Annotated in this window: 10 protein-coding genes; all 10 read right to left on the reverse strand. The window is 51.7% G+C overall.

Annotated elements, in window-relative coordinates:
- Nucleotides 1-20: 20 nt before the first annotated feature.
- The gene (locus ACFSUS_RS11725; RefSeq protein ID WP_381522710.1) at nt 21-653 is read right to left on the reverse strand and encodes a hypothetical protein; all 633 of its coding nucleotides are present in this window, start codon (nt 651-653) and stop codon (nt 21-23) included.
- Nucleotides 654-690: 37 nt separating this feature from the next.
- On the reverse strand, nt 691-1,503 hold the full coding sequence (locus ACFSUS_RS11730; RefSeq protein ID WP_381522711.1) for an SDR family NAD(P)-dependent oxidoreductase: 813 nt from the start codon (nt 1,501-1,503) through the stop codon (nt 691-693).
- A 34-nt stretch (nt 1,504-1,537) separates the two neighbouring features.
- Nucleotides 1,538-2,374 (reverse strand): ThuA domain-containing protein, encoded by an 837-nt coding sequence (locus tag ACFSUS_RS11735; RefSeq protein WP_381522713.1) that lies wholly within the window; start codon nt 2,372-2,374, stop codon nt 1,538-1,540.
- A 12-nt stretch (nt 2,375-2,386) separates the two neighbouring features.
- The gene (locus ACFSUS_RS11740; RefSeq protein ID WP_381522715.1) at nt 2,387-3,544 is read right to left on the reverse strand and encodes a Gfo/Idh/MocA family protein; all 1,158 of its coding nucleotides are present in this window, start codon (nt 3,542-3,544) and stop codon (nt 2,387-2,389) included.
- An 88-nt stretch (nt 3,545-3,632) separates the two neighbouring features.
- Complete coding sequence (locus ACFSUS_RS11745) at nt 3,633-5,027, reverse strand: putative oxidoreductase C-terminal domain-containing protein (RefSeq protein WP_381522716.1); 1,395 nt, start codon at nt 5,025-5,027, stop codon at nt 3,633-3,635.
- Between the two features lie 141 nt (nt 5,028-5,168).
- Complete coding sequence (locus ACFSUS_RS11750; RefSeq protein ID WP_381522718.1) at nt 5,169-6,587, reverse strand: Gfo/Idh/MocA family oxidoreductase; 1,419 nt, start codon at nt 6,585-6,587, stop codon at nt 5,169-5,171.
- A gap of 80 nt (nt 6,588-6,667) precedes the next feature.
- Entirely contained in the window at nt 6,668-8,803 is a 2,136-nt protein-coding gene (locus ACFSUS_RS11755; RefSeq protein WP_381522720.1) for an alpha-glucuronidase family glycosyl hydrolase, read from the reverse strand.
- The gene (gene uxuA / locus ACFSUS_RS11760; RefSeq protein ID WP_381522722.1) at nt 8,800-10,053 is read right to left on the reverse strand and encodes a mannonate dehydratase; all 1,254 of its coding nucleotides are present in this window, start codon (nt 10,051-10,053) and stop codon (nt 8,800-8,802) included. Before uxuA ends, ACFSUS_RS11755 begins: the two co-directional genes overlap by 4 nt.
- A gap of 146 nt (nt 10,054-10,199) precedes the next feature.
- Nucleotides 10,200-11,570 carry a glucuronyl esterase domain-containing protein gene (locus tag ACFSUS_RS11765; protein ID WP_381522724.1) on the reverse strand — a complete coding sequence of 457 codons (1,371 nt, stop codon included), beginning with the start codon at nt 11,568-11,570 and terminating at the stop codon, nt 10,200-10,202.
- 119 nt (nt 11,571-11,689) lie between these two features.
- The gene (locus ACFSUS_RS11770) at nt 11,690-12,973 is read right to left on the reverse strand and encodes a mandelate racemase/muconate lactonizing enzyme family protein (RefSeq protein WP_381522726.1); all 1,284 of its coding nucleotides are present in this window, start codon (nt 12,971-12,973) and stop codon (nt 11,690-11,692) included.
- Nucleotides 12,974-12,998: the final 25 nt, after the last annotated feature.

The raw sequence follows: 12,998 nt of genomic DNA on the forward strand, positions 1-12,998 counted from the left end.
GCCAAGGTCGTTTCATACGTTCAGTTCTTTACCTGAGTGAATACCCTCGTCTCGGTCAGTTTCGCTTCCTCAACTACGTTCTTGTTGTGTGCACAAATAAACAGGCCCACCATTAAATCTTCGGGGAGGTCAAAGTCTGGAATCTCTACCGTCCAGAACGGACTACCGAGCTTGGCGATGGAAACAAAGTAGCTTCGCCCCCGTCGTTCCAGTTGCAGGATATCAGGGTGGAGAATGGGCGTTTTAATCTCCTCAATATTAGTGTTGTTTTTCTTACGATACTGAAAGGCCGTCAATCCATCGCCATGCACCGTTAAGGTAACCATGGCAGCACTAGTATCGAGGCCCGTACGGATCATCCAGCCGGTTTTGCGATGTGGATCCGTGCCTTTACCAACAAAGGTGGGTTGGGTTGTAACGATGAAATCGCCCTTCATTTTTCGCCAAACGTAGTGCATCTCGTCTTTTTTAAACCAAAGGTTCTCCCCGGATCCTTTGATGATATATGCACGGGTAGCTTGATCATAGCTGGCGTTTCCCTTGTGCAGCACGTTACCAATATCCGCCTGGTTTTCAAAAATGCCAATCGCCGTTTGAGCGGTAGCGGTGAGGGCACTACTACTAAGGAAGCTTAAAAGAAATAGACTTTTCATACGTGTAAATAAGTGGCTTTGCGGCCTGTTATAAAAACTAAAATCCAATCGAATTCCCCCCATCAACCGGCAACGAAGCACCCGTGATGTAGCAAGCAGCATCTGAAGCCAGGAACACGGCCGCCCAACCAATGTCTTCGGGCTTGCCAAACTTGCCCATCGGCGTCCGGCGCATGGCCCGGGCAAACCGGTCGGGGTCGCCACTCATGGCCGCTTTGCTCATGGCGGTTTCAATAAAACCGGGCGCAATCGCATTCACCCGGACGCCTTGCCCTGACCATTCCGACGCCAACACCTTCACCATGCCCTCCACCGCCGATTTAGAAGCTGCATAGGCCGCTACCCGATCAATGCCATAATAGGCCGCCATCGACGAAATCATGATAATGGAACCGCTACGTCGTTCGACCATGCGCTGGGCACAAACCCGCGTCAGGCTGAACACCGAGTTCAGGTTGGTATGAACGATACGGTCGAAATCTTCGTCGGAGACTTCAAGCGCCGGTTTTTTCATATTGATACCGGCGTTGTTAACCAGAATGTTAATTGGACCGTATGTGGCCTCGATTGTTTCTACCAGGCCATCCAGTGATTCCCGAGCCGTTACGTCGTTGACCACGTAATGCGCCCGGTCACCGAGTGTTTGGGTAGCCTCCTGAAGGGGCTGCTCACGCCGACCGGTTATAACGACTGTAGCGCCGGACTGCACCATGCAGCGGGCAATATCGAAGCCAATCCCGCTGCCTCCACCAGTGATTAAGGCTAGTTTGCCGTCAAGTGAGAAAGCAATTGCAGGGCTTGAATTATAGGACTGTTGTACGTCGTCCTGAACGTCTGATAACTGTTCCATTTTTAGTTGTGGGTAATAACAATATATTAGCCGCTCACTGAATCGGCGTATCTCTCGAATCAGCGTACGCCTTGTTGAAATCAATCTTGTTCACTTGCCCGACTACGTAGCGAATGCCCTGAAAAATGTGCTGCACAAACGTAGGATCTTCGTAATCCTTTTTGTGATGACCCAGCGTGGTGCACCAGGTATGGCCACCATCAAAATTGTAGTACCAGGCTGATGGATATAGATGCGTATACGACCCTCCGAACGTCTTTACCTTCTCGGGTTCTCGTCCGTCAAGCGATGTCAGGTCGTTCGCCATAATGACCGTTGGCCCCGGCGACATCTCCTTGGTGAAGTAAAATTCATCCTCTTTTTCCCACACCTTGGGTAGCCCCTGCATCGAAGGGTGTTTCGTATCGATTACGTTGATCCGGATTTTTTGGAAAGGAGGATGCCAGGCGAAGGTTCCGCCGATCATCCGTTTGAACCAGGGCCAGTTGCGTTCAGTGCCCATGACCGAGTGAATCCCCACAAAACCACCACCTGCCTCGATGTAACGCCGAAACGCCAGTCGTTGCGCATCGGTATCAAACACGTCGTTGTTCGTACTCGGAAAAATCAGCGTGGTGTACTGCTTTAGGTTATCCTCCGTGAAGACGGTCGGCTGATCTGATACGTCGACTTTGAAGCCGTATTGTTGTCCAAGCCGTTGGATGCACTGCACCGCATTTGGGATGTTATCATGGACGTAGCCTTTGCCGTTTTTGGTGTACACCAGCACCTTTACCTTCTTCCAGTTCACGTCGTCCTTCGTCCAGCCAGTGGTCATGGTCGTCAGCAACAAAAACGTGGTAGCAAACAACACAAAACGATATTGACTCATTAGCTAAGCAACTTATACTTTTAGAGTAAGCGGTTGGGCCTGCTTTTGGGCTTTGAGCGCCAGTTCGGTAGCCAGGAAACAATGCTCCTGCGACATGGCGGTTTCCGTCCGGTTCAGAATGTCATTCACCAATTGTTCACCGTACGGCAGCGTTTCTTTGCTGCAATCGATGTAGCGGGTCTCTTTGTTGTCTGTTATAAACAGGTGGTTGCCGCCTTCGCGTCCACCGGGATCGATGTTCTTGCGAATCTCAATGAATCCGTCGGTGCCTAAGATTGTCAAGCGCCCGTCGCCCCACGATTTCAGGCCGTCGGGTGTAAACCAATCGACACGGATATAACCTGTTCCACCGTTACCCCGTAACATCACATCACCAAAATCCTCAAACTTGGGGTATTGCGGATAATGTACATTGCCAACCTGTGAGGCAACGATTTCGGCTTTTGTAGAACCAGTGAAGAACAGAAACTGGTCGAACTGGTGGGAAGCAATATCGCAGATAATGCCGCCAAACCGCTTTTTGTCGAAGAACCACTCTGGCCTTGATTTGGGTGTCATGCGGTGCGGTCCCAGGCCGATGGTTTGAATGACTTTACCAATAGCCCCGGCTTTCACCAGTTCTCCAGCCTTTACAGTTGCCTTGTTCTCGAACCGCTCGCTGTACATGATGGAGTAAATGCGCTTGGTCTCCTTCTGAACTTTGCGCACGTCGGCGAGTTGTTCCAACGTAGTGATTCCGGGTTTGTCGGCCATGTAATCCTTACCGGCCCGCATCACCCGAATACCCAGCGGTGCCCGTTCGTCGGGAATAATAGAGCTTAGAACAAGCTGAATAGACTTGTCGTCTAGTATTTCCTGTTCACTTTTGGCGGCTTTTGCTTCCGGAAAACGCTTGGTAAATTCGGCGGCCAGATCCGGTTCTTTTGAATAGAACGAAACCAGTTCACCACCGCCCCGAATCACGGCACCGACCTGCCCGTAAATATGGCCGTGGTTCATGCCAATCACCGAGAATCGAATGCGGGCGGCTGCCGGTTTGCTTCCGTGTATGGCCGGGCTTTTGGTAATTACCGGTTGCGTAGCCAAAAGATCGTTCGGGATAGCGGGAGCCACCACTAAGCCAGCCGCTGTCTTGATAAACTTCCGTCGATTTGCGTGTGCGTTGTTCATGTTAGTGTAGCCTGGACGGCCACGTCCGGGCAAGATAGAATTGATACGCATTACTCGCCCGGACGTGGCCGTCCAGGCTACAACTCGTTCACTTTTTCGCGCTCTCGACCGTAGTGGCCTTCGCCATTTCAAGCGCCTGGGTCGTGGTATAGTACTTAGCGATCATGTTGGGGACTTCCCATTCGGGCAGCTTACCGGCTTTCAGATACTTCAGGTAATTTTCGGTAACCCGACCGAAGTGTGCTTCGTGCCCTTCTTTATACTTCTCTGGAATGATGATCTCCCAGCCGGTTTTCAACTTTTTTAGCTCGATGCCGGGATATTTCTGCTGAAGCGTTTTTACAGTGGTTGTCAGGCTGGATGCATAAGCCGAACTTTCGGCGATGGGTTCGATGTAGAGCGTGGGCTTGTATTGCTGTTCAGCACCCTGCCGGATCACCAAATTCGCTTTAGTTCCGCGCATGGTCGAGTAGTGCGTATCACCCGCACCTTCGGGGGCTTTGAAGGCCCAGGTTACGGACACCTTAGCGTGTACTCCCCGAAGCTGGTAGTTGATCTCTCCGTTGCTGTACACTTTCAACAGGGTATCGTTTACGACGTCTTTCTTCAGATAATCCGGAAAATTTGGTTGATTCGTGATCGTCTGAAACTGGCTGCGCGTCATGTCCGTTGTCCACCGACGAGCAGTGCCAAGACGAATATCTTTCTTGTAGTCAATCACCTGATTCGGGAAGCATTCCCACTGCAACAGGTCAACCAGGTGCGTCGTTACGTCGACAATACCTTCGCCCTGTTGTGCTACGTCCATAAACCAGCCCGGGCGCTGAAGGACACTGCCCGACACGTATTTATAGAAGTGGTGTACGCTTTCTTTGGTTACCGCCGGATTCTCGGGCGTGCCTTTCTCAAGCGTACCGAAGACAGTTGGCTGCATCGAGAATTCGCGTTGTAGCATTGTTGTGATTTCAAACCGCTCGGTCATGATGTCGTACAGCAACACGTTCTTTTTAGCCGCCGATGTGAACGCATCCTTTAACTGATCGAAGTTACGAGCGTCGATCACCATGGGTTTGTCGGCCAGCACGTTGAAACCCGCATCGACGGCTTTCTTGATGTATTCCGTTTTCTTCTGATTATTACCGGCAATCACGACCACATTACCTGCTTTCTCACTCAGCATTTTCTCAAAGTAATCGTTACCCGTATATACTTTCTCGTCCCAGCGCGTCGGGTTTTCGGTGCGTTTGTTGTAGCCCTGAATTCGGTCCAGGTGCAATTTCAGGTCGGGGCCCGCCGGAGCATACACGTGCACAACTGGGCTGACCTCGGGGTACATACTTTTCTGCACCAGAGCCGCGTGGAAGTGGCCAGGGTCTAACGTAACCAGTTGAAAGGGAGTAGCTTCCTTCTGAGCGAAAGCAGAGGTAGCCGCGCTAACGAGCATGATCAGAACGTGACGGTTAATAGCAGCAAACAGTTTCATGTGTGTTTAATTGATCTTCGAGCTTTGAAGCCTAATAGGACAACCATAGCCTACTAACAGCGCCACAAATAAAAGAATCGTACGCCTAAGCTAATGACAGGCCGAGCCTACGGCCTTAAAACGGCGTCGAACAATACCAAATCAACGTGTTTTATTGCTAGCCAGCATCTTGATAGCGTATTCTTTGCGTTGTGGCCGAGACAGAAACTTGTTGGCTTCCGGGTCGTTTTTGAACTGTTCTTTCTTTGGGTCCCAGTACAGTTTTCGAGGTAGCTTCATGGCTACTTGGTGGAGTAGGCAAGCTGTGCAGGAACGGTGTCCTATCTCCGTTGGTGCAATCGGTTCTTTTCGGCTTACGATGCTTTCTAACCAGTTGCCGTGATGTTCTTTGCTGACCGTCAGGTGCGTTTCGTTCGGGCCAATCACCGACGTAAGTAGTTTGGGGTCGCTGGCATCTAGTTTTTTAGCCGCGTTCTGTTTCGCCACCGGGTCGCTGGCTGTAACGGAGGCATCACCGCGCGATACAAAAATCCAGCCGTCTGTTCCTTCAAACTTAATGCCGTTCGGAATCTCGTTGCTGACAATCATGTGTACGCCATTCTCGTACATGGCTTCGGTCCGGAAAATGCCGTGCACATTCCACAGTCCACTTTTCGGGAAATCGGCTTTGCCCCAAATTTCAACGGGACCTGTATGTTCCGTGTTCATGGCCCAGTGTGCGCAGTCGATATGGTGCGAGCCCCAGCCGGTTATCATACCGGCACCAAACTGTTCGCAACGTAACCAGCCGGGCCGGTCATAGCCAACCTGCGGATGTACCCGCTTTTCGGTGTAATATACCTCCGGCGTAGTACCCAGCCACATATCGTAATTTAGGTTTTTCGGGACAGGCATTTCGGGTTCTTCATCACCCGCCGGATCGCCAGGTAAGCCAACGTACACCGTTTTCAGCTGGCCAATGCGCCCGTTACGTACTAATTCAGCCGCGTATCGGAACTGCTCCGACGACCGCTGTTGGCTACCGACCTGTACAATCTGACCAGATTGCTTAACAGCATCAGCCATCATGCGACCTTCTGAGATTGTCAATGAAGCGGGCTTCTGCATGTACACGTCTTTCTTCGCCCGAACGGCGTCAATGACAATAGGTGCGTGCCAGTGGTCGGGAGTACTGACCAATACAGCGTCAATATCTTTATTGTTCAGCAGTTCGCGATAATCGGTATAAACACGTACGCCGTCGTAATCTTTGCCGGTTTTCTTCGAATAATAGCCGTTAACCAGTGTCTTAGCATCTTCGGCCCGCTTGCTGTCGAGGTCGCAAACGGCCATAATCAAGGCGTTGTCGTACTGCCAGACACCTGGCATATCGTGGCCACGAGAAATACGTCCCGTACCAATAGCCCCAATGTTAATCCGGTTACTTGGCGCATTCTTACCAAATACCGACGCCGGTACAATCATTGGAAAGCCGCTAATGACAGCAGTAGTCAAAGCGCCTTGCGCTGTTGTCTTTAGGAAATCCCTTCTGGACAACCCAGTTGCATCTACTTTATCCATGGCCTTAGGGTTTAGGTTTATTCGATCTATAAAGGTTTTCGACCTACATTACTTACCCACGCTCCCGTTGTTTTTGATGGTTATCGCATTTGATAAATCTCAACAAGCTTTTTGACGTCGTCCAGCGTACGTTCCGGTTTTTTGAACGGAGCGGGTATCGGTTGTTTCGCGTATTCCTGCAAGTACAACACCCAGGCATCACGCCACCAAAGCGCTTCCTTATGCTGATTTGCTAACCGACCCGTTACGTCAGCATGAATCTCCGGGTCAACCACTGGCTTCACTTGTGCCCACTGCTGCTGCATCCAGGTTACCGAATCGGCTCCGGTGTAGAAGCGTGTGCAAAGCTCATCCCAGAGCGTACGGCCTGTACTTACCTTCTTGGTCCAGGGAACATGATGGAACCAGAGCAGATAGGGCAGGGGACAGGTTTCTGCGTTACTCCATTGCCGCTGCACTTCAGGCCTATACTGGGCCAGGGCATTGCTACCGGTTGCCGTTCGGTCGAAACCTACACCTGCCGAATCGGCTCGGTGGTAATAGACGGCTGTCCAGTCGGGGCGGGGGCTTTTGCTTTGCCACGGCTCCGGAGCAAAGTGGACGCCCGCCCACGGCCGCGAAAGCCCTAATGGCGTGTTGTAGTCGACATAAATATCGCGAGATCTAAGCATTAGATCCGTAATGCGTTTCACGGCTTGCGGCTCATGGGTAAGCGTCATGTTTACCCACTCGTTGGCAATGGCTTCAGCCGACAAGGTATGATCCCAGGCTAATCGTCCGAATGCGTACCAATTCGCCTGCGCCATGGGATGCCCCGTCCAGTTACGGTCAGAACCGGTGTTGGCTACTCCAGCCATGGCCGTTATCGGATAGCCATGCAGACTACCGTCGACTACCTTGGCTACCGTTGCCGCACCGGATGGTGACCCTTTGCCTTTTACGTAGGTGTCAGAATCCAGGCACTCTTTGAAAAGAGGAGCTTCATAAACCCAGTGGGTAGCAAAGCCGAGGTACTCCTGCGTAATCTGAAACTCCATACCCAACGGCGTTTGCAGCATGTTGCCGAACAGCGGAGAGAAAGGCTCGCGCGGCTGAAAGTCAATCGGACCATTCTTTACCTGCACAATGACTTTCTTGTTGAACTGGCCGTCCAGTGGGGTAAACTCTTCGTAGGCCGCTTTGAACCGATCGGCTTTAGGGTCCGCTTTGTAGACGAACGCTCGCCAGATTACGACGCCATCGTAGGGCTTCATGGCCTCCGCCAGCATATTAGCACCGTCGGCGTGGGTGCGGTTGTAGTCCTGTGGCCCCGGTTCACCTTCCGAGTTGGCTTTGACCAGCAGCCCTCCAAAATCAGGAATCGCCTGATAAATCTCTTTGACTTTATCGGTCCACCACTTGCGTACCTCCGGGTCAAGCGGATCAGCCGTTTTAAGGCCTCCAACCGTTTTAGGGGCTGCCCAGTAAACGGATAAATACACCCGAATACCGTAAGGACGGAATACCTTAGCTAGGGCGGCTACCTTTTGCAGGTATTCGTTCGTCATGAAGCGGGCACTGGCGTTGACGTTGTTGACCACCGTTCCGTTAATGCCTAACGATGCGTTGGCGCGGGCGTAATCTTTGTAGCGGGGATCAATCGTTTCGGGCAGTTCATACCATTTCCAGAGCGACCCTCCGGCATAGCCCCGCTCAATGGTTCCGTTCACATTGTCCCAATGATTCAGCATCCGGTACTTGACCTTAGGGCTACTAGTTACCGAAATAGCATCAATCGACTGTAGCGTTTGCAGATGACGTAAGAAGGCGAAAGCTCCGTACAACGCTCCTGCATCCGATTTACTTGTGATAACAATAGTGTTTTGCCGTTTAGCGATCTGATATCCTTCGTTGTTTAACGATTGACCATCTGCGGTTGGAGCATCCGTGACCGATAAGGTTATTCCTCCGGTTTTCCCATTAGAGTTTGTAATAACAGGAACCGACTTACCCAATAAGCCTTGTAAGCCGGTTTGCAGCTCCTCAGCGGCTGACTTTAGAATTGGACCGTTACTACTAACCGCGATAAACTGCGCTGAACGTGCGTAGCTATCCCGTTTGGCAGCGTCTTTTATCAAATCATACTTTAGCCATAGCCGATAGCCATCGTCGGCCTGGCTACTGGTTGCGATACAAAGCAGGGTAATGATCCAGAAACTGGCTTGTTTGTAATTCATTTACGTTCTTCCGCTAATTCAAACACTTCTTTCTCAGCCAAGGACCGCTCAATACCAAACTCTAACCCCCGAAGCTCCGCTAAGCCGCGCAGGCGACCAATGGCTGAGTAGCCGGGATAGGTTTTTTTATGCAGATCGTCGAGCATCTGGTGGCCGTGGTCGGGGCGCATCGGTATGGAAGTGACCCCAACACCTGATTGGGTCCGTCGTTGCTGTTCTAAGACAATTGCCTTGATCACAGCATACATATCCACATCACCTGCTAAATGATCGGCTTCGTAAAAATTATGGGGACGGGCGACTGTTCCGCCTTCTTCCCGCTTGGTTGTGCGTAGATGAATGAAGTGAATACGCTCGCCGAAGCGTTGGATCATGCCCGGCAAGTCGTTGTCGGCGCGTACACCGAGCGAACCTGTACAGAACGTGATGCCGTTGGCGGTTACGTCACAAGCGGCCATCAGCTGAGCCAGGTCATCTTCGGTGCTGACAACACGAGGCAAGCCCAATAAGGGAAATGGCGGATCGTCGGGGTGGATACATAGATTAACACCTACCTCCTGCGCAACGGGAGCCACTTGCTGAATGAAATAGTACAGATTTTTGCGAAGCTCAGCATCACCGATAGGCGCGTATTCATCCAGCAAACCCTGAAACGTTTCGAGTGTAAAGCGTTCTTCTGAACCGGGTAAGCCTAACAAGACAATGGCAGACAGTTCTTCGATCCGGGCCGGACTCATCTGGGTAAACTTCTCGTAGGCAGATGCCACAATTTCTGCCTCGTAGTCGGCTTCGGCGCCTGGTCGTTTCAAAATGCACAGATCAAATACGGCAAAGTCTGCCCACACGAACTTTAGTGCCCGAGAGCCATCGGGCATCTCGTAGTTAAGGTTCGTACGCGACCAGTCGAGTACGGGCATGAAATTATAGCAGACCGTTTGAATGCCACAAGCCGCCAGGTTACGAATTGACTGTTTATAATTTTCGATATAGGTCGCGCGGCCCGGCCGACCTTTTTTGATGTCTTCGTGAACCGGCAGGCTTTCGACTACGGCCCAGTGCAGGGGGGAGTATTGGCCATTATCGGCCTGTATAATACGCTTACGTTCTTCAATCTCTCCGACAGACCACACTTCGCCCACCGGAATTTGGTGTAACGCCGTCACGACACCTGCGCAACCCGCTTGCCGAATATCCATCAATGAAACTGGGTCGTTCGGCCCGAACCAGCGCATGGTTTGTAGCATTCCCATTTTATTCGTTTATGTCTTTAATAAAGTTTCTAGTCTACTCAAGAATCAATGCATCTGCCTATATAATTTTTAGTGAAGGCTAGTGATGTAAGATGAATAACCTGGCTTTCCACTAATTAGGATAGCTTTTACTTAGCTGCTTCTCTTTACCTGGATTTCGGCGCTTTAATATACCGGTCGGCATACTCAAGAAACGTAGGCCAGTTGGGACCGGTAGTGTGACCGCCACTGTGCTGGCGAAAGGCAATATCGCCCTTAACAAGCGCCGTTTCGATGGATGGGAATTCGGTCGTGCCGAGTCCTTTTTTGCCGAGCAGTTCATAAACCGGTCCGGCGTGAGCGCCACCCAAAAACATTCCTTTCGCGTCAACCCACTGCCCTTCAACCGTAGGCGATCCTGAGCTAATAAAGACCGGACGTGGTGCGCAAAGTGCGACCAATTCATGAGCGTCGACAGGGAGGTCATTAGGCGTTAACGGCCCGGCATATTTAATGAAATTACCCGCCATCCAGTGGTATTCGGCCGAAGACGCTACGTTCTCAACCTGTTCGCCAAACGTACGCCGATGGATTTTTACGCCACCTTCGCCCGATGAGCCGATGAAACCAATGGCAAACCGCGGTTCATAAGCCATGGTGACAACGGCAGCTTTACCGTAGCGCGATAAACCCTCGATGCCGACCTGTTTGGCATCAACGGCTTTGTCTGTCTCAAAATAATCTAAAGCACGGCTGGCGCCCCATGCCCAGGCACGTAGCGCCCCCCAATCGTCGGGCTTGCGCGGCTGCCCTTTGTTGACCAAGCCAATGATACCCTCTGTAAGCCCCGCCCCGTTGTCAGCCTGATAGCTGGTAGGATAGATAATGGCGTATCCCCAGCCCTTAGCTAGTAATTGCTGCTGCCAGCTAGAAGCTGCCGGAGCTGTGGTAGACGTCGGTGGTTGTGGAGGGCGTAAACCTGCCGAGCGCGGTCCGGCCGGAAAGCGGAAGCCGTAGCTCATCATCACGGGTACCGGACCAGAAGCATTGGCGGGTGTTGCTAAAGTGAGTTCAATGTTCACCTTAATCGCCGGATAGGCTGAATTGTCCACACGGCCCAGTAATTGCTTTAGCATAACAGGGTAACTGCCATCAACGGTATCTTTTGTACTAACCACCTCCCAGGTCACTTTGGGTGTGTTGGCTGGCATGCGCCCGTATATTTCACGGTCGAAGTCTTCGACAATTTCGGGACGTCGTTTCTGCCACCACTCGTTGGCCGTTGTGATTTTCTTGCCGTTTTTCAGCGTCAGCGGATCAGGTAGTGAAGTATATGTCGTGGCTTTGCTCTCGTCTGCGTTGGCCGCATTAGGAGCCTGGGGATTTCCCGACGGACCTGGCCGAAGCTCTTTAATGTTCAGCGTGGCCATCATAGCGCGGTGGTCGGCCTGGCTTTTGCGCTGCTGCCGGGCAATTAGGCTGTCCTGTTCAGGCGTGCGTGGGCCGAACTGAGCCAGACCGACGATTGGTGCAGCCATCAGCAAACTATACAAGATTCCAGTTTTACACATGCTTGTTAAGGTTATTGGGCAGTTTGCAGGTAGCTGCCCGGCCTCCCGAAATCTGTTTGGTTACTGTCTCCAATAGAGAAGCAGTTTTATACGAAAAATGGCACGTCTTTAGGAGCGTACTTACGCATGCCTTCTTCATTTATGTCTACGCCGATACCGGGTTTTTCGGATAGCGGAATGAAGCCGTCTTTGACCATCGGTCCGTCGAAGGTGACAATCTCTTTGAACATGGGCTCCTCGTGGAAGTAAATCTGCCACTCCAGAATGAGGAAGTTGGGCACCGACGCGCAGACATGGCTTGAGGCCATAGCCCCCAGATACGACGCTACCATGTGCGGAGCGAAAGGGACATAATAGAGGTTCGACAGATTGGCGATTCGTTGACCTTCACCTAATCCACCGGCTTTCTGTAGATCCGGCATGATAATGTCAACCGCTCCAATCTCAAGCAGTTTCCGGAAGCCATGTGCCATGTAGTGGTTTTCTCCCGCGCAGATTGGTGTGTTCGAGGCCTCACGAATTTGCTTGTATGCTTCCGGGTTTTCGGCGGGGATGGGTTCTTCTAAAAACAGCAGATTCAGAGGTTCCATCATCTTAGCTACACGCCGACCCGTTGTTACGTCGTAGCGCCCGTGCATATCCACGCAGATGTCGACTTTGGGGCCAACCGCTTTCCGAACGCTGGCAATCTGGTTATACATTCGCTCGAGTTCACCCTGGCTGGCGGTCCAGTTGTAAGCATCGAATTTGTTAGGGTCGTTGCGTTCATCGATGTCATATTTGACCGCCGTAAAACCCATATCGACCGCCCGTTTCGCGCTTTTGCCAAAGGATTCAGGGCTAGTGTCTTTCTCCCGGTAGGCTCCCGTGTCGCAATATACCCGTACACGATCGCGGAACTTGCCACCCAACAGCTGATACACTGGCATGCCTAAGGCTTTCCCGACCAAATCCCATAAGGCGGTCTCAATGGCCGATAGCACAGAAATGTAAATACCGGCCTGGGCACCTTCAAAGAAACCTGATTTGCGGACGTCTTCAAATAGGCGGTTAACATTAAGGGGACTTTTGCCTTTGATGCGCTCGCCCATCATTTTCACCAGATGATACGTACCAACGGACGCATCGACGGCTTCGCCACAACCCCAGATTCCCTGGTTGGTGTGTACTTTCACGAACAGGCTGTGTCCGTTGCGGGTATAGCCGCATTTGATATCTGTAATTTTCAGATCCGACGGGGCCGACGACTGCGGAGCGCGATGAACGGCGGTTTCGAGCCCTTCGCCGAACGTAGAGATTGAGGTTGCCGCAAAGGCACTTGCTATGGCGCTTTTGGTTAAGAATGAACGCCGGGAAGATGTAAAGCTCATGGTAGTATAGAATTTTAGCGTTCGA

Origin of the sequence: Spirosoma soli (assembly GCF_042684525.1) — a bacterium.
Lineage (GTDB): Bacteria > Bacteroidota > Bacteroidia > Cytophagales > Spirosomataceae > Spirosoma > Spirosoma soli.

What these genes read in the sequence shown, in the direction of transcription:
- uxuA (WP_381522722.1), bottom strand. Translation starts at nt 10,053, where the DNA reads ATGGGAATGCTACAAACCATGCGCTGGTTCGGGCCGAACGACCCAGTT.
- ACFSUS_RS11745 (WP_381522716.1), bottom strand. Translation starts at nt 5,027, where the DNA reads ATGAAACTGTTTGCTGCTATTAACCGTCACGTTCTGATCATGCTCGTT.
- ACFSUS_RS11755 (WP_381522720.1), bottom strand. Translation starts at nt 8,803, where the DNA reads ATGAATTACAAACAAGCCAGTTTCTGGATCATTACCCTGCTTTGTATC.
- ACFSUS_RS11735 (WP_381522713.1), bottom strand. Translation starts at nt 2,374, where the DNA reads ATGAGTCAATATCGTTTTGTGTTGTTTGCTACCACGTTTTTGTTGCTG.
- ACFSUS_RS11750 (WP_381522718.1), bottom strand. Translation starts at nt 6,587, where the DNA reads ATGGATAAAGTAGATGCAACTGGGTTGTCCAGAAGGGATTTCCTAAAG.
- ACFSUS_RS11765 (WP_381522724.1), bottom strand. Translation starts at nt 11,570, where the DNA reads ATGGCTGCACCAATCGTCGGTCTGGCTCAGTTCGGCCCACGCACGCCT.
- ACFSUS_RS11730 (WP_381522711.1), bottom strand. Translation starts at nt 1,503, where the DNA reads ATGGAACAGTTATCAGACGTTCAGGACGACGTACAACAGTCCTATAAT.
- ACFSUS_RS11770 (WP_381522726.1), bottom strand. Translation starts at nt 12,973, where the DNA reads ATGAGCTTTACATCTTCCCGGCGTTCATTCTTAACCAAAAGCGCCATA.
- ACFSUS_RS11725 (WP_381522710.1), bottom strand. Translation starts at nt 653, where the DNA reads ATGAAAAGTCTATTTCTTTTAAGCTTCCTTAGTAGTAGTGCCCTCACC.
- ACFSUS_RS11740 (WP_381522715.1), bottom strand. Translation starts at nt 3,544, where the DNA reads ATGAACAACGCACACGCAAATCGACGGAAGTTTATCAAGACAGCGGCT.